Origin of the sequence: Mesorhizobium sp. WSM3224 (assembly GCF_000427725.1) — a bacterium.
Taxonomy (GTDB): domain Bacteria; phylum Pseudomonadota; class Alphaproteobacteria; order Rhizobiales; family Rhizobiaceae; genus Mesorhizobium.
This window is the reverse complement of record NZ_ATYO01000017.1, coordinates 102,307-124,917: the sequence shown is the minus strand read 5'-3', so window position 1 is coordinate 124,917 and position 22,611 is coordinate 102,307. Positions and strand designations below refer to the sequence as shown.

Genomic DNA, 22,611 nt, shown 5'->3' with positions numbered 1-22,611 from the left:
ACATGATCGACAGACGCGAATTCATCGTTGCCATCGGCGCGACCGGGCTGCTTGCGGCTTGCCAGAGCGGCCCGCCGAAACCATCGGTTGTCTCGGTCAACATAACCGGCGGCGCTGGCATGAATCCGGGACCGGGCGGCGGCGACCGGCCGGTGACCGTGCTGGTGATGCGGCTTGCCAGCACCGGCAAGTTCAATTCGGCCGATTATTTCGCGCTGCAGGGCGATGCCGGGTCGGCGCTCGGGGCCGACCTCATCGGCTCGGACGCGATCTCGGTCGCGCCGGGCAAGACCGCGGCAAAGACCATCACAGTCGAGCCTAATGCGACGGCACTCGGCTTCGTGGCGCTGATCCGCGAGCCCGGCGGACGCAACTGGCGCACGACCAAGTCGGTATCGCCGGGATCGAAATTCACCATCAACGTCAGTCTCGGCAAGGGCGGCATTTCCGCCTAGAGCGGTTTGCCGTTTCCAGGAAACGGCGAACCGCTCTATCTCATTGTTTTTACGCAATTCCGACGGAAAAAACGTTTCACACTTTTCCTGGAATTGTTTAGCGGCGCGACGACAAGGCGGCAGGACAGTGCAGAGAGTAACGGCATGAGCGATGCAAACAGGGTGCTTTGGTCGGAGGGCCTGTTTCTCAGGACCCAGCACTTCCAGCAGCAGGATCGGTTCTTCGAGGGCATGGTGCGCGGCGCGCTGCAGGCCGGGCAGCTCCATACGTTCGGTTTCCAGCAGCTGACGCTGGACCAGTCGCTGCTCGATACCGGCCAGGTCTCGATCGTGTCCGCCCGGGGCATCTTCCCGGACGGCACCCCTTTCTCCATCCCGGAACTGATGGACGCGCCAAAGCCGTTGCCGGTGACGGCCGACACCGGCGCCGGGCCGGTGCTGGTCGCGCTGCCGCTCGAACCGCCCGGCGGCGTCGGATTCGATCCGGCGCATGCGCAATCGACCGGCGCGCGCTACCACGGCAAAATCGTCTCCGTGCGCGATGCCGTCCAGAGCGGCGCCGACCCGGAAGACATCGAAATCGCCCGGCCGCAAGCGGTATTGCTTGCGCCCGGCAAATCGGTCGGCGGCTATACAGCCTTGCCGATCGCCGACATCAAAGGTGTGCGCGCCGACGGCGGCATTTCGCTCGACGAGACCTTCCTGCCGCCGACGCTGATCACCGGCGCGGTCCACTGGTACCGGCAATTGCTGCAGGAGGTCGTCACCGGCCTCGACCAGATCGCCGAGGCGCATGGCAAGATGGTGATGGGCGGCGCCGGCCGCAGCGTCGAAGATCTTTTGATGCTGCACCTTGCCAATGCCGCTCGCCCGCGGCTTGCCCATATGCTGGCGCAGGACGTCTTCCATCCGGCCGAGCTCTATCTCGAACTTGCCGGCCTCGCCGGAGAGATGGCCACCTACGGCTCGAGCTCGCGGCGGCTCGGCGAACTGCCGGCCTACGACCATATGGCGCCCGGCCCCGCCTATATGGCGCTGGCCGACGCCTTGCGTTCGCTGATCCTCAGCCTGCGCTACATCGAGCCGAAATCGCGCGCGCTGCCGGTGATGCGTCACGCCACCAATGTCTGGAAGGTGCGCATCGACAACCCGAAGCTCCTGGTCGCCAGCCGCATCGTCATTCGTGTCGGATCGGAATTGTCGGAAGACGCGCTGCGCAAGATCTTCGTCAACCAGGCGACCGTCGGCTCGGCCGACCAGTTCGAAGGGCTGTGGAAGTCGCGCCTGCCCGGCATTCCGCTGAAACCGCTCCATTCGCAGCCGCGCGAAATCCCCTATGACGGCGACCGGCTATGCCTGGAGCTTGACCAGAAGAGCGAGCATTGGGCCTCGCTGCTCGACGCCCCCGGCTTCGTCATCGGTGTTTCCGGTGTGCTGCCGAGCGAGCCGCAGGTCGACTGCTATTCGGTGAACAGGTGAGGCCATGAGCCGGGATGATCCTTTCGGACTGTCGGAGGATCGCGAGCGCACACGCATCCGGCTGACGGGCGCCGCGCCCCGGCCGATGGCGCCGCTGGCGCCGGGCGCGCCGGTCAAACGGGCGCGTGCCCATCCCAACACGCTCATCAACATCTTCGCGCCGCTGCTCGAATTCGCGCCGGAGCTCGAAAGCGCGCTGGCGCCGGAGAACCCGGAAGTGATGCGCACGCGCCTGCTCGACGAGCTGGTGCGGGCCCGCGATGCCGCTATTGCCGCGGGTTCATCGCTGGAGCGCGCCGACCAGGCTGCCTGGGCGGTAGCGGCGCTGCTCGACGATCTCGCGCTCAACACGCCGTGGGGCGGGGCCAGCGCCTGGCCGCGCCAGCCTCTGGTGGTCATGCTGCGCGGCGACGTCGACGCCGGCACCCAGTTCTTCACCCGCCTCGACGAGCTGGAGCGCCATCCGAACCGCGACCGCGAGATGCTGGAGCTGCAATATTACTGCCTGGCGCTCGGCTTCCGCGGCAAGTATCGGGTGCCGGGTCGCGCGGGCGACCGGTCGCTCAATGCCGTGCGTGTCGCAGCCGCGCGCTTCCTGCGCGACGCCGACGCCGAGGACGCGCCGCTGTCGCCGAACTGGAAAGGCGTGATCGCCTCCGACGAGCCGCAGCGCTTCATCGTTCCGATCTGGGTGATGGCGCTTGCCGCGATGGTCGTTGCCGCCGCTGCCTATATCGGCCTGTCGATGGGCTTGAGCAGCCAGGCGGTCGAGCTCTCCGCGCTGGTACGCACGCTGCCGCCGGCCTCGCGCGGCGACGTCACCCGCGCCGCGCCCAAGCAGGATGCCCCTGAACCCGAAGCGCCGCAGCCGGTCGATTTCGCGCTGCTGCCCGAGTTCAAGGCCGAAGCGCCGGACAATCTCAAGGGGGCGCTCAGCGGCACCGAGAGCGTCTCACTGGCCAAGCTTGTCGTTCAGTCCTCCAACCCCGAGCTGTTCCAGTCTTCGCGGCCGACGCTGACCCAAGGCTATGAGCCGCTGATCGCCGCGATCGCCAAGGTGATCCTGGACAACAAGGAGCTGATCGGAAAAATCACCGTCGTTGGCCATACCGACAATGTGCGCCTGCAAAGGTCCAACCCGCTTGCCAGCAACCAGCGTCTGTCGGAGGCGCGCGCCGAAACCATAGCCAAGCTTCTGGTGCAAGCAGGCGTGCCGCAGGAGAGTATCTCTTCCGAAGGCCGCGCCGAAACCGATCCGGCGGCCGACAACTCGACGCGCGAGGGCCGTGCGCTCAACCGGCGCGTCGAGGTTCTGGTCGAGAAGAGGCTCTGAGATGTTCATCCTGCGCTTCCTCTGGGCAGTCATCACCTCGCGATTTCTGTGGACGCTGATCGGCATTGCGCTGCTTTCGCTGTTGATCTGGGTGTTCGGCCCGATCGTGCAGGTCGGCCCTTACGCACCGTTCGAATCCGACAATGTGCGCATCGCCATGATCGCCGGGCTGGTGATCCTGTGGCTGATCTGGCTGATCATCGCGCAGCGCCGCGCGATCCGCGCCAACCGCATGTTCGTCGCCGAGATCGCGGCGCCCGTGGCCGAAAAGCAGCTGACGCCCGGCGAAGAGAGCGTCGCGGCGGTCGGCGCCAAGTTCGGCGAGGTGATGGCGGAACTGAAGCGGCGCAAGCTCGGCGGCAGAAAATTCCTGCGCGAGATGCCCTGGTATGTCATCGTCGGACCGCCGGCCACCGGCAAGACCACCGCATTGCGCCAGTCCGGCCTCAATTTCCCGATCGACCTCACCGACGATCTGCAGGGCGTCGGCGGCACGCGCAATTGCGACTGGTTCTTCTCCGAGAACGCGGTGCTGATCGACACGGCGGGCCGCTACGTCCAGCAGGAAAGCCAGCCGGACGTCGACGCGGCGGAATGGCTGGGCTTCCTCGACCTTTTGAAAAAGCACCGGGGCCGGCGTGCGCTCAACGGCGTCATCGTCGCGCTGTCGATCGACGCGCTCTCGGAAGGAGACGAGGCGATCAAGGCGCATGGGCGCAAGATCCGCCGCCGGCTGGCGGAGCTGAACGATCGGCTCGAAATCCGCCTGCCGGTCTACCTGATGCTGACCAAGGCCGACCTGATCAAAGGCTTCGAAGCCTTCTTCGGCGGCCTGTCGACGACGGCGCGCGAGCAGGTGTGGGGCACGACTTTTCCGCTCGACGCCCGTGTCAACGCCGGCACGATCCAGACAGAACTTGGCAGACTTGCCGGCGAACTGGAGCGGCGGCTGGTGCCCCGGCTCGAGGACGAGGACAAGCTCGGCCAGCGTGCCGAAATCTTCCGCTTCCCGGCGCAGTTGGCCAGCCTCTCCGAGCCGATCCAGGCGCTGATCGAGGCGATGTTCGGCGAGAGCCGCTACGAGGAAGCCGCCTGGCTGCGCGGCCTCTATCTGACCTCGGCGACGCAGGAAGGCGCGCCGATCGACCGGCTGACCGCGGCGTTGTCATCCTCCTTCGGATTGCCGCCGCGCCGCGCCATGCCGGCGGCGCGCGTTGAGAAGCGCAGCTTCTTCCTCAGGAACCTTCTCACCGAGGTGATCTTCAAGGAGGCCGGTCTCGGCATGTTCGATCCGCTGGCGCAGCGTCGCCGCGCCTGGATCTGGCGCGGAGCGGCCGCAGCCTGCGCGCTCGCGGCCCTGCTCGCCGGCGGACTGTTCACCTGGTCCTATCTCGACAACCGCTATGCGATCACCGAACAGGCCGGCCAGTTCGAAGCGCTGCAGCAGCCTCTGACCGACGTCGCCGCCATGCCGGCCGCGGTCGAGCAGCCGACGATGGACGGCGCGCTGGCGGCGATGGATGCTGTGGCGGCGGCTCGAACCGCGCCGCCGGATGCTGTTCACAACCTGCTCGGCCCGACAGCCTCAGCCGAGTTGGTGCGCGCGCAGACCGACACCTATGACCATGCGCTACGCAATGTGCTGGAGCCGCACATGGTCGCGCTGCTCGAAGCGACGATGTGGCGGCAGATCCGCGATCCGGATTTCATGCTCGGCGCGCTGAAGACCTACCGTATGATGACCGGCCTGTCGCAGATGGACACCGATTTCGTGCAGAGCTGGTGGGTGAACAGCCTGCCGCAATTCGCGCCGGCTGCGCCCTTCCCGACCGCGGACGCCGAAGAGCATCAGCTCGCCGCGATCCGCCGCATGGCGGTCGACGACAGCTACATCGCGCCGGACAAGGAGCTGGTCGCCGAGGCGCTGAAGACAGTGTGCACGATCTCGCTGCCGGAGCGCGCCTACAAGCAGCTTCTGGCCGACCCCGAAGTGGCTGCGGCGAAGGAATGGGTGCCGGCCAATTTCGCCGGACCGAACGGCGCCAAAGTGTTCGCGCGCCGCTCGGACAAGACATTGCGTGTCGGCGTTCCAGGCCCCTACACCTATGCCGGCTTCCATGATGCGATCCTCGATCGGGTCGAGGATGTCGCGGGACAGGCGGCGCTCGACCGGGCGGTGTTCGCCGGCGGCTGCTCGGAGAATTCGGAGACGTCGGTCTCGGCGCTGTCGGAAGACATCCTGAAGCTCTATTACGACGATTATATCGCGCAATGGGATAGCTTCCTGCGCGACATGCGGCTGGCGCCGCTGACCGACCTCAACGTCGCCAGCGAGAACCTCAAGGACCTGTCGAGCGCCGACTCCGCGCTGAAGCGCTTGTTGACCGCGGTGGTGCAGGAGACCGACCTGACCCGCTCCGACGAGGCACCTGCCGACGACAAGAGCGGCGGCGCCGCCAAGACCGGGTCGAAGCTGTTGAGCAAGCTCGGCAAACTCGGCAAGGTGGTGACCACGGGCGCCAAGCTCCTGCCGCGCGCCGGCTCCGCCAACCAGGTGGACATGACCGGCAGCCTGGTGGCCGAACATTTCAAGCCGCTCAAAGGCACGATCGCCCAGGTCGACGGCCAGCCGCCGGCGCTCGACGCCGCCGTCGTGGCGCTGACGGCGCTGTCCAACGTGCTGCAGACGGTGACCGCAAACCCCAACCCGCAGGATGCGATCAAGAAGCAGGGCGGCCTCGCCGAACTGACGGGCGCTGTCGCCAGGCAGGCGCAGATCCTGCCTTCGCCGATCAACGACTGGCTGGGCGGCATTGCCGGCGACACCAGCGGCCTGTCGCAGAAGGCCGTCACCAACGAGCTCAACGCTATCTGGCGGGCGGACATACTGCCCTTCTGCCAGGCGGCGCTCAACAACCGCTATCCGTTCAGCCCGGACAGCGCGGTCGACGTCAATGTGCGCGATTTCCAGCGCCTGTTCGGGCCGACCGGCCTGATAGATGCCTTCACCAACGACCATCTGATCAACTATGTCGACACCGCCAGCGAGCCGTGGAAATGGCGCGCCGATTTCGGCCTCGACCCGGCGGCGCTGGCGGCGTTCGAGCAGGCGCGGCATATCCGCGACGACCTGTTTCCCGGCGGCACCGGACCGGTGATGAACTTCACGCTGGAGCCGAAGGACCTGTCGCCCAACGTGGCGAGGGTGACGCTCAACCTCGACGGCCAGAACCTCGCCTACTACAACAACGCGACCAGGCCGCAGCCGATGACGTGGCCCGGCAAGGACGGCACCGGCGTGATCTCGCTGGCCTTCCAGCCGGTCGACGGCTCGCCCGAAGTGATGCTCAACGAGACCGGCAGCTGGGCGTGGCTGAGAATGCTGCGCGGCGGCCGCTTCAACGCGACCAAGCTCACCGACGTCTACAGCCTGCGGCTCGGCACGAAGGGGATGTGGGCCGATTTCGAGCTCAAGGCGGCCAGCGTCGAGAACCCGTACACACTCGAAATGTTTAAGAAGTTCACATGTCCGCCGCAGATCTGATCACGCCCGGCTTTTACGGCAAAATGCCCGCCACCGGCGATTTCGTGACGCGGCGGCTGCCGGCGGATTTCGTGCGCGTATGGGACCGCTGGTTGGCGCAGAACATCGTGCCGCTGTTTGGGATGGAAACCTGGCCCCAGAGCATGGCGCTGCGTTTCTTGGCTGGCCCCGCCTTCTTCGGCGCCTCGATGGGCGTCATTGTACAGAGCGCGGACCGGGTCGGCCGGCTGTTTCCGTTGAGCGTCGTCGTGCTGCTCCCCGTAGCACCGCTGAAGTTGGCCTACGCGGACGTGTGGTTCGAAGGCATTGAAACCGCCGCCTTCGCCGCGCAGCGGGGCGAGCTGACGCCGGACGAGCTGGAAGCGGCGCTGGGCGGACTGTCGGTTTCGCTTGTCGGTGGCGAAAGCGATGTCATCGACGATCTCGTGGCGTGGACAGCGCACTCCGATATTTTCGACGTCGATGCGCAGGCGCCGCAGCCGACGCTGGAGCAGATCTTTGCCGCGAGTTGGGAGACCAGCTGATGCAGGTGAAATTGAGCACAGAGGATGTTTTCCAAAGCTGGTTCTTTTGAAGGTGGTTGAGGCCCGTTGCTTGCCTAGGGACGCGTTGTCAAAATGTGGATACTGTCCAACGATACGCCGTTCGCTGCCCAGGAGAGTTGGACGCGTGACGAGCGCGGCCACGAGGTGTGGCTGATCGCGATCAAGGCGTCGTTCGAGATCGATCCGGACGGCAAACAGCGACTCTTGAAGGACCAGACGCCTGTGAACCTGGCGCCCGTCTATGGCTCGGATCCCAACGAGCTTCTCGACGAGACCGACCTTAACCTCGAGAAGAGGCACACAGATATTCTGATCGAAGGGCACATCTACACACCCGATGGCCGCCCAAACGTCGAAAGCGTGGCGCGCATCAAGGTCGGCGATGTCGACAAGAGCGTAAAAGCGGTGGGCAACCGCGTGTTCATGCCCGGCCCGGTATCCGTGCGATTGGGCCGGTCTGAACCATTTACGAAAATGCCGATCAGCTGGCGCCGCACCTACGGCGGCACGGATATGGAAGCATCGAAGCCGGACTGGGACCAGCGCAATCCTGTAGGCACAGGATTTGCCGTCGACCCGCAGCGCCTGATCGGCAAAAGCGGACCGAATTTCGAATATCCCGACGCTCCCTATCGCGATCACAGAAGCGGCAGGCCGGCCGGCTTCGGCGCGGTGGCACGGCATTGGCAGCCGCGCATAAAATATGCCGGCACCTATGGCGAGGAGTGGGAAAAAAACCGCGATCCGCTTTTACCCCGCGATTTCGACCGTATGTACTTCCAGTGCGCGCCCGAGGATCAGCAAACCCAGACCCCCCTGATCGGTTATGAGGCCGTCCGATTGGGCAACTTCACGGAGGAGGGCTTCTGGCAGTTCCTGCTGCCGCGCATCACCTTCGATATGAACACTGAGTTCTACAACCGGCCTGATCGCAAAAACGGCGAAGCGATCATTCACACGCTTCGCATCAAGCCCGACCTCAGGCAGTTCTCGATCACGTGGATGTCGACGCTGCCGGTGCCGTTCGACGAGGAGCGCCTGAAGCAGACGACGCTGAGCATCCGCGAGCGCACCGGTATTTCTCCAACGATCGCGGCGACGGGTGTTTGGCTGGCGGACGAAGAAGACGAATGATGGCGAAAGGGGACACGATCGTCGTTGTCGGCGTAGGAGCGCGCACACCGCTGGGGTTTGACGCGGCCGCCAGCGCTGCGGCGGTGCGTGCCGGAATCTCGGCCATCCAGGACCATCCTTATATGATCGACCGGTACGGCGAGCGGATGAAGGTGACACGCGATACCGGTGTCGACGTCGATCTGCGCGGGGCCGACCGGATAGTCGAGATCGCGCAATCGGCGGCCTTGGACGCGTTGCGGCCTTTCCTGAAATCGGGCGCCACCCTGCCGGTGACGCTCGTGCTGTCCACTGGTGAACCCCGGCCAGGGCAGCCGGAAGGGTTCGCCGCGCAGGTCGATACGCGTCTTCGCCAACGCCTGGCGCAGCATGTCGTCCTGGAGGGCGGCGGCTCGACGGCGGGCGGTCATGCCGGCGGCCTACTCGCGATCTATCACGCATGTAAATCGTTGCGGGACGGCCGAGCCAAGCTTTGCCTTGTCGGCGGCGTCGACAGCTATCTTGAACCGGAAACGCTGGAATGGCTGGACGAGAACGAGCAGCTTCATTCGGAGACGACCACTTACGGTTTCTGCCCAGGCGAAGCGGCCGGGTTTGCGTTGCTGACAACGCATGCGGCAGCGCGCGCTCACGGACTTGTCCCGTTGCTGGAAATCGTCGGCGCTTCGATCGCCAGCGAGGAAAATAGAATCAAAACCGAAACCGTCGTGCTGGGAGAGGGCCTGGGCGCGGCTTTCCGCTCGCTTTTCCAGGATGCGCCGATCGACAAAGTCGATCGCATCATCTGTGACATGAACGGCGAGCGCTATCGCGGCAACGAGTATGGATTCGCCGTCATCCGCAATCCTGGGCGCTTCAAGGATGCCGCCGATTTCGAGACACCCGCCGATTGCTGGGGCGATGTCGGCGCGGCATCGGGGGCCTTGTTCATCAGCCTGGTCACGGAAGCAGACGCGCGCGGCTATCAGGCCGGCCCGCTGTCGCTGATCTGGGCAAGCTCCGAGAACGGCGCTCGAGCAGCCGTATTGCTCGGCGGACCGAGAAGGGTCGGCTGATGCCCACTCATATCGTCGTCAACAATCTTGGCTTGACCTACAAAGGCACGATCGGCCTGTCGATCGCGACTATCCCCGACGTCTGCAAGACCCCCAGCCCCGGCGGTCCTATTCCCTTGCCTTACCCCAACATCGCCAACCAGAGCACGCTAAAGGACGGCACCACGACGGTTCTGGCCAAGGGGGGCAAGATGATCGCCATCAAGGGCTCGCAATACGCGATGAGTTCAGGCGATGAGCCGGGCACGGTCGGAGGCGTCAAGTCGAACGTCTTCAAGAAGGCGACCGACTGGATCACCTATTCGTTCGACGTCAAGATGGACGGCGGCAACACCTGCCGCCACACCGACAAAAAATTCCACAACGACAAGAATACCGTGAACCTTGCAGGAGATGTCGATCCGCTTAAGGCAACCGATTGCTTTATGCTCAACATCCGATGCGACAAGAAGATGAAGAAGCGGGGAAAAAAGAAATGGACCGCCTGCATGTGCAAACAGCTTTGCGCCAAGGTGGCATCTCTTGACCGCGCCAGGCTGAATCGCGGTGTAAACACGCCGAAGGGCAAATCCCTTCGAAGGGTCGATTACAGCCAGTCGGATTATGATTCCTACAAGGCGGTATATACCGAACGCTTCGCCGCGCGCGCCGCCGACAAGAAGAACAAGATGGAGAGCCAATTCGCGCATCCATGCGCGGCCAAGGAATGGAACGACATGAACCCCAGGCCGTCAAACCCGACAGAAGGCGGGTCAAACGCGCCCTTCAATGCCGATCACCTGCATGACGCAGCGCTCGGCGGCCCACTCGCCAGCATGCGCAACTTCAAGATGCTCAATACACGGGTGAACACCACGATCGGCGCCGCCATGGGCCGATACAACCGCGACAACTCGGGCGATCACGATGGCTTACCAATCCGCGCGCATCCGAGCTGCCAGTGTCCGGATGGTCCTCCGGATTCATGATTGCCTGCAAGGAGAAAATCCATGTCCAGTGACGAGACTGTGCTTTCGCTTGTAAAACAGATTGCCGATCGAGCCATCGAGCATCGATCTTTTTTCAGGATAAAGAGAGAGCCGGTATTCAGGCCGGGAGCGAACGAGCAGAGCATCGAGAAGCTGAAAAAGCTCTGGCGCCATCCTCTTCCGGATGATTATCTGAATCTGCTCCGCAGGCACGATGGCATCGACAATCTGGATGCACCCAACGTCTTCTTGTTATCGACCAAATACATCCTCGATAACCCAGAAATGGACGAGATCTTTGTCGATGCGGAGATGTTCAGAGATGGTGAGATCTTCATCTTCGCTCAGGCCGACAGCGATGCTCACTCCGTTGCCTTCAGGGCAAGCAGGAAAGGGAAAATCGATGTCGTGGACTTCGATTCCGGTGGCATCCGCAAGGAGCATCAGGATTTCGTAGCCTATCTGGAATCGCGGAGAGCCGAACTCGAGAAAGATATTGCACGCCACAAGGCGGACCGGAAAGGTCTGACGCGATGAGTTCCACCCGTCGGCCGTCGGATACTTTCCTCAAGGTCGAAACTCGTTTCGACGAGAATATCCCGCGGTGGGAACTCAAACTTGTTTTCGTTCTCTATTTCGATCGTCCCGTCGAAATCACTTATATCAGCCGCATCTACGACCTGTACATGTCGCGCTTCGGCAAGAGGATGCGCAGATATCTGGCGACCTGGTCGGATTCATTCATCGAGGAATTCGACGAAACGGTGCATCGCAGGTTTCTCGATGAATATCTGCCGGATTTTTACCGGACACTGGAATGGGGGTACGCCTTCGATGATGGCAATCTGCTCGGTGCCTTTCTGTTCGTCTTCCACAGCTACAAACCCGTGAGTGAGCCAAACAAGTCGAGCTTCTGCCGCTTCGAGTTCCCACATGACTATGATCAGGCCGACCTTCAGGCGTTTGTGTCGGACGTTGCGGCTCTGGCGCCATTCACCAGCGGCAGCTGTGGCTTTGTACTTCAGCCGTGGCCCGACGATGTCGACGCATTCGACCATATGTATGCGGTATGCCGAAGATATTGGGGCGTGGAAGCATGGAACCAGGATGTGACCGTCAATTGGCTCGGCAACCGTTTCAAATGCATATCCTGGCTTACCCTCTTGGGCGCTTCGGTGCTGGAGGAGTTCCCTGAAGTTCAATCGGCGGCACGCCGTGCCGCTCACGCCCATAGGCAGATTCCGACAGGCGCGATATACCAAACCCGACCCAGTCCAGCACTCATCGACCTCAACCGGCGCGAGGACTTTCAACCGGAAGCCAGGCTCGCCAAGGCACTTCTTCCAGCGCAAATCGTGGCGCACGGCTCCTTTGGCGGAAACCGGTGGACCGAGGACAACTCAGTTCAGTGGCTGCACAGATTTACGTCTAGCTAGCGCAGCTTTTCATCGGAAGGGCGGCGGTTCGCCTTATAGCAATTTCAGTACGACCTACGTCAGGAAGCCGCCAGCCAGCCGGTGGCACTGCCCCACGCCTTGACCTTGTCCGCAAACGGTACCCTTGCGAACTGATCCCCAAAATGATCGCTGAAGGCCTGATCCACCTGGCCCGGATCGGTTGTGAACAGGTCAGCCTCGCGGGACTCGGGAAATAGCTCCAGTAGGGCGCCGCCAGCAGCAGCGGCCAGCGCCGGACTACGCATTTGATGTATCAGCCAATGGAGGAGAGTGCGATCGCCCAGCATGCCAGCGCCTCGAACCGCCAGTGGCGCGGTTTTGGGTGATTTCAGCAGTCCGCCCATCCACGACCGCACATCCTGGTCTGGCGCGGCCTTAATCGCCGCCCGAAGGGCAGTCAGTGCGTCGGGGCCTCCGTTCACCGCCGCTTCGCGCAGTCGTGGGCTAGCCAGATCACCAGAGCCGAGTTCAGTCAACGCCCAGGCAGCCCAGAACCGCGGCTGCTCTTCGCCATCCTCAAGCGCCGCCCGCAATTCCCCTACAAGGTCGGTCCGTCTCAATTTTCCGGCGAGGCGCAGGCTGGCGGCTCGCACGCGCATGTCCGGGTCGCGGACGAGGCGCGCCAGCAATTGTCCCGGATTAGCGTTATGGCCAAGGCAAGCCGACACGCCTAAAAATCGCTTGAATGCATCCGGCGCGCCGATCCAGTCGCGCACGAAAGGAGCTATCGTTGCAGGCTTATGCCATGCCAATGCACCGACCAATCCACGAGCCTCGTCCGTGCTTTGACGGCCGAGCTCGATCGCCTCAGCGACGCGGCGATCATTGTCCTCTTCGATCGACATCCATCCGTAGAGGAACAGTTCGCCCTTCTCGGGAAAATCCTTATAGGCGGCGACGACGAACGGCCAAGCGGCCGGTCCAGCGATGCGCAGACCATCGAGGTTCGCTTCCAAGCGTCTGTCTACGCCGGCGACCACATGAAGGTCGGGCGGATCGCCCAACATTAACGTGTCGCGCTGCGCCCAGAAGAACGCGGCCTGCTCGGCATGCTGCCTGACGACATCCGGAACCACAGGCCGGTCCGGCGCGCCCTTCATTTTGCTTCGAGCCGAGGCCGACATCAGTTGAGATCGATCGAGCCGCCGCGTATGCGATTGGCGGCGCTCGCCTGGCTGGTAACGTAAGTTCCGCGAATGGTGATGCGGCCGTCCTTTTCCATGAGGATCGTCGCCTTGCCGCAGCGCAGCTCGACGCGCTCCTCTCCCACGATGCGCACACTCTCACCGTCACGGATGACCTGCGGCGATGAAGCCTTTCGGGGCGGTTCAACGATGCGCCCGACAATCAACGGGCGGAGGGGATCGCCATCCTGAAAAAGCAGGGCGACTTCCGCGCCGATCATGTCGGAGACAAGCTCGGTTAGGCTGCGGGCCGGAACCGCGGTCTCTTGTGGATTGCCGGGGAAAACAACCAACGGGGCTCCCTCATTGAACCCCAGAAAAATCCCTATCACGACCCCTTCGATGCGTTCCCTTGTCTCGCTCATTTTGACGCCCTCAGTTTTCAGTGATCGTCGAGCCCTTCATCGTGATGTCACTAGAGGCCTTGATGCTGATCTTGCCTGAGCCCTTCACTGAAATGTCCTTCCCCTCGATACCGATCGTGCCGTCCTTCTTCATCATGATTTTGGCCGAACCACACTGGATCAAGATTTCGTCGCCGGCATCTATCACCAACTTCTTGCCAACCTTGATCGAACTGTCTTCGCCGACGCTGATCCCGCTGTCCTTGGCGACAGTCAGCGAATGGGCGCCTCCAACCGTCGTGGCATCATCGTCCGCGATACTGGCACTACGGCCGGCGCCAACGTTGAACGTCTGGTTGCTGCCGATGGTCACACTTTGATCCGCGCCAACATTGACGGTCTGCGCGGCACCGATGTCCCAGCTGTCCGCTGCACCAATACTGTGGCTTTGATTGACACCCACCGTGACAGAGCGCGACGCGCCGATGGTGTTGGTCTGCGAGGCGCCCACGGTCCTCGCTTCCGCTGCTCCCACCGTGTCCACGCGCGCGATACCCACCGTGACGGTCTGGTTGAGACCCACCGTCTGCGAGTGGTTCGCATCGATGTTTTCCGTGGAATTGGCGACGACGTGGATCGTCTCGTTCGCCATCACCGTCAATGACCGGTTCGCGCCCACCGTCTCGGTGTCGTTGCTGCCGATGTTGGTGGTCTGGTCGACGCCGATCTTGACCGTCTTGTTGTTGCCGACGTCTTCATCGAGGTTATGGCCGACGGAGTGCTTGGCGTCGTGGTCGATGCGGTCGGACTGGTCGTGCTGGACCGTCTTGTTGCGATCGTGCTTGATCAGCAGGTGGTGGTCTTTCTGCGCCTGGAAATTGACCAGCTCGGAGCCCGCCTTGTCCTCGAACATCAGCTCGTTGTAACCGCCGCCGCCTTTCGAGGAATTCGACTTCCAGCCTGACTGCGTGGCGTTGCCCGGCAGCCCATAGGGCGGCATCTGCGAAGCGTTGTAGACCCGGCCAGTGATGATCGGCAGGTCCGGATCGCCCTCGATGAAATCGACGATGACTTCCTGGCCGATGCGCGGGATCTGGATGAAGCCCCAGTTGCTGCCGGCCCAGGTCTGCGACACACGCACGAAGCAGGAAGAGTTCTGGTCCTTCTTGCCGATCCGGTCCCAATGGAACTGCACCTTCACACGCGCATATTTGTCGGTGAAGATTTCCTCGCCCGAAGGGCCGACCACCGTCGCGGTCTGCGGTCCGCGCATGATCGGCCGCGGCGTGATGCGCGGCGGCCGGTAGGGCAATTTGGTTGGCGCCACGCCCAGCACCACCTTGAAATTCTCGCTATGGGCTTCGTTCTGGGTCCGATAGCCCGGGTCGAACAGCCGGTATTCGGCGCTGACCACCAGATAGTCCTGGTTCTGGTCGTCGCGCGGAAAACTTTCCAGCGCGAACTTGCAGCCGGAAAAAAGGCCGCGCACCGTGCCCACCGCCGTGCTGTGCTGGTGCACCGCCTGAAGTTCCTCGCGGCGGATTCCCGCGATCGTGTCGCCGCGGCCGACGTCGAGATGCGCGCCGGGCTGGCGATAGTTTTCGCCTGCGGCCTCCTTGTGGCCAAAGGGTTGGGCGGATTTCGCCATCAGATCGGCGCCGGGCTTCTCGAAATCATAATCCGTATGGGCGTAGGCGCCCGGCCGAACCGCGCTGCCCGGGATCCATTCGGTGATGTATTCGACGTCGCGGCGCGAGCCGTGGCCTTCGAAATTATAGAGCACCTTCTCGTAACCGGGCGCCGGCTTCAGCTTGCTCATCGCATCGCACAGCACCAGCGTGTGCTTGCCCTCGTCATGCTCGAAGAAATAGAAGATGCCTTCGTGCTCGAGCAGCCGCTGCACGAAATCGAGATCGCTCTCGTCGTATTGAACGCAGTACTCACGCTGGGGGTAGGACCCCTGCAGCCGCTTCTCGCATTTGGCGATGCCGTATTTCGAGAATATCTTTTCGACGATCTCCACCGCCGTCATGTTCTGGAAGATACGGCAATCGGTGGTGTGGCCGAGGAACCAGAGCCACGGCCTGACGGTGGCCTCGTAGAAGGCCAGTCGGTCCTCGATACGGGTAAGCTTGAAATCCGACACAAGGCCGCTGAACCATCGCTTCGGGTCGGATTCGCCTTCGACCGAAACGACACCGCCCAGCATCTTCAGCGGATCGACGTCACGGTTTTTGCTGACGAAGCCGACGGTATAGGCGAAACAACGGCTGATCTCATCGCGACCGATGAGATGGGTAAAGGTCAGGTCGGCGCCCGCCGGCGTCTGTACAACCGTGGCACGTTCGTTCGGCATGGGTCGTACCCCCTCCTCGACGCGGCCGCCAGTGTGATGGTTTGAAGCCCCCGCTCTATTAACTGCATCACGTTCGGGACGTTCGAATTCACCGCACCGTACGGCCGCCAACCTAGCACATGTTTGATGGAGGCCAAATAACAGCGATGGCTAAACAGCGCCCATGCGCCGGTGTGAAACACTCCTCTCCCGCTGCGCTTGCAAGCTGCTAGAATGCCAGAGCAATCCCGGGAAAAGCGCGCAGCGGTTTTCGTCGGGAATTGCGTGGAAAATAAGCATTTATTGACCAAGTTCGGCGACGCTTCCGGATGTTCATCTCTCTCCAGATCAGCAATGTCGACGGGCTGCCGGCCGGCATCGCCGCGAGTTACGCCGCCCGCGACCGCAGTTTCGAGATCGGCCGCGAGAATTGCGACTGGACGCTGTCCGATCCGGACAAGTTCATCTCGGGCCGACACTGCGAGGTCCGCTACCAGGCGGGTTCGTTCTGGCTCTACGATGTCTCGCGCAACGGCACTTTCGTCAACGGCTCAAGCCGGCGTATGGCCGGGCCGCATCGGCTGGCCCAGGGCGACCGGCTGCTGATCGGACGTTATGTCGTCGGCGTTTCGATCGAAGACGAACGAGCCGCGGCCGGACATCCGCAGGCCAGGACCGGGTCGACGCAGCGCGAGCCGCCACCCTCGACGGGCCGCCCGCAGGATCCCGGTCGCGAGCCATTCTTCAACCCGACGGAGCAACACCCGACCGAGCCGGTGTCGGCATCGTCGGCGCCGCAGCCCGGCCCGGCAGCCCCGGCCAATCGGCCGGCGGAATCGGATGCGATGTTGCGCGATATCGCCAAGGCGGCCGGCCTTGCGCCGGAATTGCTGCAGTCGCGCGATCCGCATGACGTCGCCGCTGAGATCGGCGCGGTGCTGAGGACCACGGTCGAGCAATTGTCCATGCTGCTCAAGGCGCGCGCGGCGGCCAAGGTGCTCGCCAAGAGCGCGCACCGCACCATGATCGGCGCCGAGGACAACAACCCGCTGAAATTCGTGCCGGGAACCGACGACATACTGGAGATCATGTTCGCCAAGCGCAGGGCCGGCTATCTCGATGCGAGGCATAGTATCGAGGATGCGTTCCGCGACCTGAAGACGCACGAAATCGCAACTTACGCCGCCATGCAGGCCGCGCTGTCGCGGCTGCTTGACGACCTGTCGCCGGAGGCGATCGCCAAAAAAATCCCGCCTGCCTCCTTCTCGTCCAGGAAAAGCCAAGCCTGGGATGCGCTTGTCGCAACCTGGCGGACGATGGAAGACAAGCACGAGAACGGCATGCTTGATGTCTTCCTCGCCTATTTCGCCGAGGCCTACGCCAAGGCCGACAAGCAGAAATAGCCGCATGCGCACGGACCGCGCCACCCGTATGTGACGGGTCTCATAGAAGAAGCCGCCTCTTCGATCATCTTGCATTCCGATTTCAATCGGCGGCCCGTTTCAATTGAGTGCCCGGGCGATTAGAATGGGCAGGGACGCTTGCCTGGCGGGCAAAGCGGCGTGGCTTGGGGCGTGTGCAGCAATGGCATGTTTCGGCGAAATGAGCCTTTCCATACGGCCCGCCGCCGAGGCTAAGCCTGCAGCGCATCTCCCATCCGTCCGAACACGTGCTCGTTGCGCCGCGACGGTGGGTCGTCGCCGATGAACTCGAAGGACGATTCCTCCGGACCGACGGATAAAACCGTCATCCGCGCGCCACGGCCGAAGCAGAAACCGCTTGCGCCTTCCGAGAGGTCCGGTCCGGAAGGCATGCAGCCTGCTCCATCGCCTGCCCGCGAATCGACAGTGTTCGATCCCAGCGGCGGCCGGCAGATCCCGCCCGGCTGGTCGTCCGGAACCGTGCTCTTTCAAGGGCCTGCTCCGGGAGCGGCCGCAAACGCGGCGCCGGGGTTGCAGCAGGATGCCCTGCTCAACGCCGCCGGCGGCGTGAGATACCCTGCGGCAAATCCGATCCTTGCCGCCGCGGCGCCGTTGCTGATGCTGTTCGGCCAATTGCGGCTGATGCCGGTCGAACGACAAGCGGCGCCGTTGGCGGAGCATATAGCCGAAACGATCGAGACCTTCGAGCGAACAGTCGCGAAAGCCGGCATCGGAGAAGAAGACGCGCGGATCGCCAAATTCGCCGTTTGCGCAACGGCCGACGACCTCGTCGGCAATTTGCCCTGGCCGAGCAAGGACAGCTGGCTTCAGCACAGCCTGGTGGCGCAGTTCTTCCACATCCGACCAACGGGCGCCGGCTTCTACGAGGCGCTGAACAATATCCTCGCCAAGCCGGAAGCGCATTGCGACCTGCTCGAACTGATGCACACCTGCCTGTCGCTGGGCTTCGAAGGCCAGTATCGGGGGCTGGCGGGCGAGCGAAACACGCTCGAACGCGTCCGGCGCGACGTCTATGACACGCTGCGCTACTTCAAGCCGCGCACCGCCGATGACGTCTCGCCCCGCTGGCAAGGCATGGCGGCGGCGATGTCGAAGCCAAGGGCGCGGCTGCCGCTCTGGGCCCTCGCGGCCGCCGCGGCGACGCTGGTGACAGCGGCCTTCTTCGGACTGCGCGTCATGATCACCGATCAAGGCGACGCGACCGCCGGCGCATTGCTTGCGCTCAACCCGTCGACGCCCGTCACCATCGAGCGCGCCAGCGTGGCGCCGTCCGCCGAACCGGTGCAGGCTAGCCCGCCACTGCCGGCGGTTCCAGACACGACCCAGATCGACCGCATCCGCGCGGCGCTTGCCAAGGAGATTGCCGCGGGCGGGCTGAGCGTCGGCCAGAAGGGCGAGTTCATCGTCGTCGAGATCAACAACCAGCTTTTGTTTGCTCCCGGCCAGGCGGAGCTGAAGCCGCAATTCCAGCCGATCGCGGCCGACGTCGCCACGGCGCTCGACGCCGAGCCCGGGCCGGTAGAAATCGTCGGTCACACCGATAATGTGAAGCCGAAGAAGTCGAGCACGTTCAAATCCAATTTCGATCTCTCAGTCGCCCGCGCGAAAGCCGTCCAGGCGATGATGGCCAGGCAATTGAAGGACCCGTCCCGGCTCAGCGTCGACGGCAAGGGCGAGGACGAACCGATCGCCGACAATGGCACGGCGGACGGCCGCGCCAGGAACCGCCGCGTCGACGTGATGATCCCGAAACAGGAGACCTTGCAGAACGGTTCCGCGGAGAACGGCAACTGATGCGCTGGATGCTGCGGATCTTCAGCTTGGCTGCGCTCGCCGGTTTCTCGACGGCGGTCTGGTATGCCGGGCCGCTGATCCGCTTCGCCGATACGCGCCCGCTTGGGCCTGCGTGGCTGAGGGCAACGATCGTCGGCGTCAGCGTCGCGCTGCTTGCGCTGTTCTACGGGGTGCGCTTCTGGCGGCGGCGCAAGGCGCAAAAGGCGCTCGAAACGGCCATCGTGCGCAGCGACGAGCGGAACGACGATTCGCAGGTGCTCGAAACGCGCATGAGCGAAGCCATCGCGACGCTGAAGCGGACGAGCGGCAAGCGCAATTTCCTCTATGACATCCCCTGGTACATCATCATCGGCCCGCCGGGCGCCGGCAAGACGACGGCGCTGGTCAATTCCGGGCTGAAATTTCCGCTTGCCGGCTCCGGCAGCGCGCAGCCGGTGGCCGGCCTCGGCGGCACGCGGTCCTGCGACTGGTGGTTCACCGACGAAGCGGTGCTGATCGATACGGCCGGCCGCTACACGACGCAGGAATCGGATCGCGAACGCGACAAGGCGAGCTGGCTCGCATTCCTGGGATTGCTCAAGAAACACCGCACCAGGCAACCGATCAACGGCGTGATCCTCGCCATCAGCCTTGCCGATCTGATCGGCTTCGACGACCAGCAGCTAGACGCGCATGTCGCCGAAATCAGGAGCCGCCTGCGCGAATTGCACGAGACGCTGAAGATCCAGTTCCCGGTCTATCTGCTGTTCACCAAGGCCGATCTCGTCTCCGGCTTCATGGATTATTTCGGCAATTTCGACGAGGCGCGCAGGCGCAAGGTGTGGGGCGCGACCTTCCAGACCGCCGATCGCAGCAAAAACATGGCTGGCGAGGCGCCGGCAGAATTCGACGGATTGGCGCAGCGGCTCGCCGAAGGGCTTGCCGACCGGCTGCAGGAAGAGGCCGACCCGGTGGCGCGGATCGCGCTGTTCGGCTTCCCGGCGCAGTTCGGCGCGCTGAAGAACCGGATAACGCAGTTCGTCGGCAGCCTGTTCGACGCCTCGCGGTCACAGGTCAATGTCAGCCTGCGCGGGCTCTATTTCTCGTCGGGCACCCAGGAAGGGACGCCCTTCGACCAGGTGCTGGGCGCGATCGGCCGCAGTTTCGGCAGCTCCTCACAGGCTCATCTTTCCGGCACCGGCAAGAGCTTCTTCCTGCACGATCTGCTGGCCGACGTGATCTTCCCGGAATCGGGCTGGGTATCGTTCGACCGGGCCGCCGAGCGGCGCGCCAGGCTCGTCAGGTCCGGCAGACTTGCCGCGATTACGCTGGCCGCCCTGGCGGCGCTTGGCATGCTGGGCCTCAGCTTCTTCGCCAACAAGTCGCTGATCGCTTCGACAAGGCAAGCCATGGCGCATTATCGCGACAGCGCCGATTCGCTTCTGAAGAGCACGACGGTGACCGACGTCGATCTCGAAAACGTCATCGGCCCGCTCGACCAGTTGCGCAATCTGCCCGCCGGTTTCGAAAATGGCGACCAGGGCAAGCCGATCGAGGAGACGTTCGGGCTCAGCCAGCGGGAGAGGCTGCTGTCGGCCTCCAAGACGGCCTACCGGCAGGCGTTGGAGCGGACCTTCCGCTCCCGGCTCCTGGTTCAGGCCGAGCGGACGATCCAGGCCAAGATGGCCGATCCGATGGCGCTCTACGAACCGCTTAAGATCTACCTGATGCTGGGCGGCAAGGCGCCGAAGGTCGATGACGAACTGATCGTCTCCTGGATGAAGCAGGATTGGGAAGAGAACCGCTATCCCGGCGAAAACAACCGCGAAGGCCGCGCGCAGCTCGAAAAGCATCTGCGCGCCATGCTCGCGCTCGACGACGCCTACGATCCGGTCTTCGCGCTCAACCAGCCGCTGGTCGAGGCCGCGCAGCGCTCGCTTGGGCGCATGAGCCTCGCCGACCGCGCCTCGGCGCAGATCAAGTCGGCGGTCTACGCGGTAAGGCTGCAGGATTTCTCCGTCGCCGCGAAAGCCGGTCCGGAAGCGCAGCTGTCGTTCGAGCGCACGGACGGCAGCGAGCTTGCCGATCTCCAGGTTCCCGGCCTCTACACGCGCGCCGGCTTCAATCGCTTCTTCCTGCCGCAGCTGTCGCGCATCGCGCAGATGCTCGTCGACGACCAGTGGGTGCTGGGCGGCGGCGGCGAACAGGGCGGCATCGACCAGGACCTGCCCAGGCTCGGTCCCGAGCTCATCGACCGCTACGGCAAGGAATTCGCCGCCGCCTGGAACGGCGTGCTCGACCAGCTGAAGCTCAAGGCGATGTTGAAGGACAAGCCGCAATATCTGGCGCTCTCCGCCCTCGCCTCGCCGGACTCGCCCCTCGACCAGCTGTTCACGGCGATCGCCGATGAGACCGCGTTGACGACGGACAGTGCCGCCGCCGAGGCCGAGACCGGCACGGCGCAGCAGGATCCGGCCGCCATGGCCAAGGGCCTGGCACGTATCGGCCTGCAGATCGCCGGCGGCAAGTCGCAAAGCCGCGCCGGCGCAAGCTCGGCCGCTGCGCAGAACGCCGGCGCGAGCGTCGAGGCGCAGTTCCGGTCGTTCCAGGCGCTGGTCAGCGGGGCCGCCGGCCGCCGGCCGCTCGATGCGCTGACGCAGAATTTCCACGACATCTTCCAGAGCCTGAAGCTTGCGGCCGATGTCCCCTCGCAGACCGAGCGCGTCAACGCCAACCTGCAGCTGCAGATCTCGACATTGCGCGCCAATGTCTCACGCCTGCCCAAGCCGCTGGCGCGCATGGTCAACGCCGCGGCGGACGAGTTCGAAGGCAATGTCGCCGAAGCCTCTGTCGCCAACCTCAACCAGAGCCTCGACCAGACGGTCACGCGGCCTTGCGAAGAGGCGGTCAACGGCCACTATCCCTTCGCCAGCGACGGCACCGAAGACATCTCAATGGCGGATTTCGCCAAGCTGTTCGCGCCCGGCGGCCTGATGGACCGGTTCTTCGCACAGAACCTCGCGCCGCTGATCGACATGACCGGCCAGGAGTGGACATGGAAGCAGGATGCGCGTTCCAGCAAGGGCCTTGCGAAGTCGACCTTGAAGGCGTTCCAGGCGGCGGCGGAAATCCGCGGCGCCTTCTTCCCCTCGGGCGGATCGACGCCGTTGGCGTCGATCACCTTCACGCCCATCTCGCTGAACAGCGAAGTCGACAGCGCGCTTCTCAACGTGGACGGGCAGACGGTCCAGAGCGCTCAGGCCGGCAACGCGCCTAGCACGGTAACGTGGCCGAGCGGCGCCGCTTCAGGATCAGCGAGCCTCACCCTCGTCCCGGAAATGCCGGGCCGCGAGTCCGCGCTGAGGTTCGATGGGCCGTGGGCGTTGAAGCGGCTGCTCGACAAGGCGACCATCACCGGCGACGGCGCCAACACCGAAGCCCGCTTCGTCATTGGTGGGCGCGATGTTGCCTACACGATCCAGGCCGGATCAGGGGCCAACCCCCTGTTGCTGCCGGCTTTGTCCGGCTTCAGCTGTCCGAAGGCGTTCTGACCATGGCTGCGC

Annotated in this window: 17 protein-coding genes; 13 read left to right on the top strand and 4 right to left on the bottom strand. The window is 63.7% G+C overall.

The features are described from left to right. The first annotated feature begins 2 nt into the window (after positions 1 to 2). From tssJ to YU3_RS0123215, 10 genes are all read left to right on the top strand, one after another. Positions 3 to 455, top strand: a complete 453-nt coding sequence (tssJ, locus tag YU3_RS0123260; protein WP_027168492.1) for a type VI secretion system lipoprotein TssJ — start codon at positions 3 to 5, stop codon at positions 453 to 455. Between the two features lie 144 nt (positions 456 to 599). Further along, positions 600 to 1,934 carry a type VI secretion system baseplate subunit TssK gene (gene tssK, locus YU3_RS0123255; RefSeq protein ID WP_027168491.1) on the top strand — a complete coding sequence of 445 codons (1,335 nt, stop codon included), beginning with the start codon at positions 600 to 602 and terminating at the stop codon, positions 1,932 to 1,934. Between the two features lie 4 nt (positions 1,935 to 1,938). Continuing rightward, positions 1,939 to 3,267: a type IVB secretion system protein IcmH/DotU gene (icmH, locus tag YU3_RS0123250; RefSeq protein ID WP_027168490.1), complete on the top strand. Its 1,329-nt coding sequence runs from the start codon at positions 1,939 to 1,941 to the stop codon at positions 3,265 to 3,267. Position 3,268: 1 nt separating this feature from the next. Next, complete coding sequence (gene tssM, locus YU3_RS0123245; RefSeq protein ID WP_027168489.1) at positions 3,269 to 6,811, top strand: type VI secretion system membrane subunit TssM; 3,543 nt, start codon at positions 3,269 to 3,271, stop codon at positions 6,809 to 6,811. After that, positions 6,793 to 7,335, top strand: a complete 543-nt coding sequence (tagF, locus tag YU3_RS0123240) for a type VI secretion system-associated protein TagF (protein ID WP_027168488.1) — start codon at positions 6,793 to 6,795, stop codon at positions 7,333 to 7,335. Before tssM (YU3_RS0123245) ends, tagF begins: the two co-directional genes overlap by 19 nt. Positions 7,336 to 7,500: 165 nt before the next feature. Then, on the top strand, positions 7,501 to 8,490 hold the full coding sequence (locus YU3_RS37265; protein WP_245273626.1) for a DUF2169 domain-containing protein: 990 nt from the start codon (positions 7,501 to 7,503) through the stop codon (positions 8,488 to 8,490). After that, entirely contained in the window at positions 8,487 to 9,545 is a 1,059-nt protein-coding gene (locus tag YU3_RS0123230; RefSeq protein WP_027168487.1) for a beta-ketoacyl synthase N-terminal-like domain-containing protein, read from the top strand. Before YU3_RS37265 ends, YU3_RS0123230 begins: the two co-directional genes overlap by 4 nt. Continuing rightward, positions 9,545 to 10,513: a DUF4150 domain-containing protein gene (locus YU3_RS39575; protein WP_084508242.1), complete on the top strand. Its 969-nt coding sequence runs from the start codon at positions 9,545 to 9,547 to the stop codon at positions 10,511 to 10,513. The genes YU3_RS0123230 and YU3_RS39575 overlap by 1 nt, the downstream gene beginning before the upstream one ends. A gap of 21 nt (positions 10,514 to 10,534) precedes the next feature. Then, positions 10,535 to 11,050: an SMI1/KNR4 family protein gene (locus YU3_RS0123220; protein ID WP_027168486.1), complete on the top strand. Its 516-nt coding sequence runs from the start codon at positions 10,535 to 10,537 to the stop codon at positions 11,048 to 11,050. After that, entirely contained in the window at positions 11,047 to 11,949 is a 903-nt protein-coding gene (locus YU3_RS0123215) for a type VI immunity family protein (protein WP_027168485.1), read from the top strand. The genes YU3_RS0123220 and YU3_RS0123215 overlap by 4 nt, the downstream gene beginning before the upstream one ends. Before the next feature lie 59 nt (positions 11,950 to 12,008). Here YU3_RS0123215 and YU3_RS0123210 read toward each other — a convergent pair whose 3' ends face one another. Genes YU3_RS0123210 through tssI form a run of 3 tightly spaced genes read right to left on the bottom strand, consistent with a single transcriptional unit; the run spans position 12,009 to position 15,854 of the window. Beyond that, entirely contained in the window at positions 12,009 to 13,070 is a 1,062-nt protein-coding gene (locus YU3_RS0123210) for a HEAT repeat domain-containing protein (RefSeq protein WP_027168484.1), read from the bottom strand. Between the two features lie 23 nt (positions 13,071 to 13,093). Continuing rightward, a complete protein-coding gene (locus YU3_RS0123205; protein WP_027168483.1) occupies positions 13,094 to 13,519 on the bottom strand; it encodes a DUF6484 domain-containing protein in 426 nt (141 codons plus the stop codon). Between the two features lie 10 nt (positions 13,520 to 13,529). Beyond that, positions 13,530 to 15,854, bottom strand: coding sequence for a type VI secretion system tip protein TssI/VgrG (gene tssI / locus YU3_RS0123200; protein ID WP_027168482.1), 2,325 nt, complete (start codon positions 15,852 to 15,854; stop codon positions 13,530 to 13,532). A 308-nt stretch (positions 15,855 to 16,162) separates the two neighbouring features. Between tssI and tagH the strand changes: the two genes are divergently transcribed. Beyond that, the gene (gene tagH, locus YU3_RS0123195; protein ID WP_027168481.1) at positions 16,163 to 17,236 is read left to right on the top strand and encodes a type VI secretion system-associated FHA domain protein TagH; all 1,074 of its coding nucleotides are present in this window, start codon (positions 16,163 to 16,165) and stop codon (positions 17,234 to 17,236) included. Between the two features lie 230 nt (positions 17,237 to 17,466). Here the strand turns inward: tagH and YU3_RS41805 are convergent, their stop codons facing one another. Beyond that, positions 17,467 to 17,646 (bottom strand): hypothetical protein, encoded by a 180-nt coding sequence (locus YU3_RS41805; RefSeq protein ID WP_245273625.1) that lies wholly within the window; start codon positions 17,644 to 17,646, stop codon positions 17,467 to 17,469. On the opposite strand from YU3_RS41805, the gene tssL reads away from it, so the two are divergent. Next, entirely contained in the window at positions 17,645 to 19,069 is a 1,425-nt protein-coding gene (tssL, locus tag YU3_RS0123190; RefSeq protein ID WP_245273624.1) for a type VI secretion system protein TssL, long form, read from the top strand. The genes YU3_RS41805 and tssL overlap by 2 nt on opposite strands. Next, the gene (tssM, locus tag YU3_RS0123185; RefSeq protein ID WP_198021700.1) at positions 19,069 to 22,599 is read left to right on the top strand and encodes a type VI secretion system membrane subunit TssM; all 3,531 of its coding nucleotides are present in this window, start codon (positions 19,069 to 19,071) and stop codon (positions 22,597 to 22,599) included. Before tssL ends, tssM (YU3_RS0123185) begins: the two co-directional genes overlap by 1 nt. Positions 22,600 to 22,611 lie beyond the last annotated feature (12 nt).

What these genes read in the sequence shown, in the direction of transcription:
- tssJ (WP_027168492.1), top strand. Translation starts at nt 3, where the DNA reads ATGATCGACAGACGCGAATTCATCGTTGCCATCGGCGCGACCGGGCTG.
- tssK (WP_027168491.1), top strand. Translation starts at nt 600, where the DNA reads ATGAGCGATGCAAACAGGGTGCTTTGGTCGGAGGGCCTGTTTCTCAGG.
- icmH (WP_027168490.1), top strand. Translation starts at nt 1,939, where the DNA reads ATGAGCCGGGATGATCCTTTCGGACTGTCGGAGGATCGCGAGCGCACA.
- tssM (WP_027168489.1), top strand. Translation starts at nt 3,269, where the DNA reads ATGTTCATCCTGCGCTTCCTCTGGGCAGTCATCACCTCGCGATTTCTG.
- tagF (WP_027168488.1), top strand. Translation starts at nt 6,793, where the DNA reads ATGTCCGCCGCAGATCTGATCACGCCCGGCTTTTACGGCAAAATGCCC.
- YU3_RS0123230 (WP_027168487.1), top strand. Translation starts at nt 8,487, where the DNA reads ATGATGGCGAAAGGGGACACGATCGTCGTTGTCGGCGTAGGAGCGCGC.
- YU3_RS39575 (WP_084508242.1), top strand. Translation starts at nt 9,545, where the DNA reads ATGCCCACTCATATCGTCGTCAACAATCTTGGCTTGACCTACAAAGGC.
- YU3_RS0123220 (WP_027168486.1), top strand. Translation starts at nt 10,535, where the DNA reads ATGTCCAGTGACGAGACTGTGCTTTCGCTTGTAAAACAGATTGCCGAT.
- YU3_RS0123215 (WP_027168485.1), top strand. Translation starts at nt 11,047, where the DNA reads ATGAGTTCCACCCGTCGGCCGTCGGATACTTTCCTCAAGGTCGAAACT.
- YU3_RS0123210 (WP_027168484.1), bottom strand. Translation starts at nt 13,070, where the DNA reads ATGAAGGGCGCGCCGGACCGGCCTGTGGTTCCGGATGTCGTCAGGCAG.
- YU3_RS0123205 (WP_027168483.1), bottom strand. Translation starts at nt 13,519, where the DNA reads ATGAGCGAGACAAGGGAACGCATCGAAGGGGTCGTGATAGGGATTTTT.
- tssI (WP_027168482.1), bottom strand. Translation starts at nt 15,854, where the DNA reads ATGCCGAACGAACGTGCCACGGTTGTACAGACGCCGGCGGGCGCCGAC.
- tagH (WP_027168481.1), top strand. Translation starts at nt 16,163, where the DNA reads ATGTTCATCTCTCTCCAGATCAGCAATGTCGACGGGCTGCCGGCCGGC.
- tssL (WP_245273624.1), top strand. Translation starts at nt 17,645, where the DNA reads ATGCAGCCTGCTCCATCGCCTGCCCGCGAATCGACAGTGTTCGATCCC.
- YU3_RS41805 (WP_245273625.1), bottom strand. Translation starts at nt 17,646, where the DNA reads ATGCCTTCCGGACCGGACCTCTCGGAAGGCGCAAGCGGTTTCTGCTTC.
- tssM (WP_198021700.1), top strand. Translation starts at nt 19,069, where the DNA reads ATGCGCTGGATGCTGCGGATCTTCAGCTTGGCTGCGCTCGCCGGTTTC.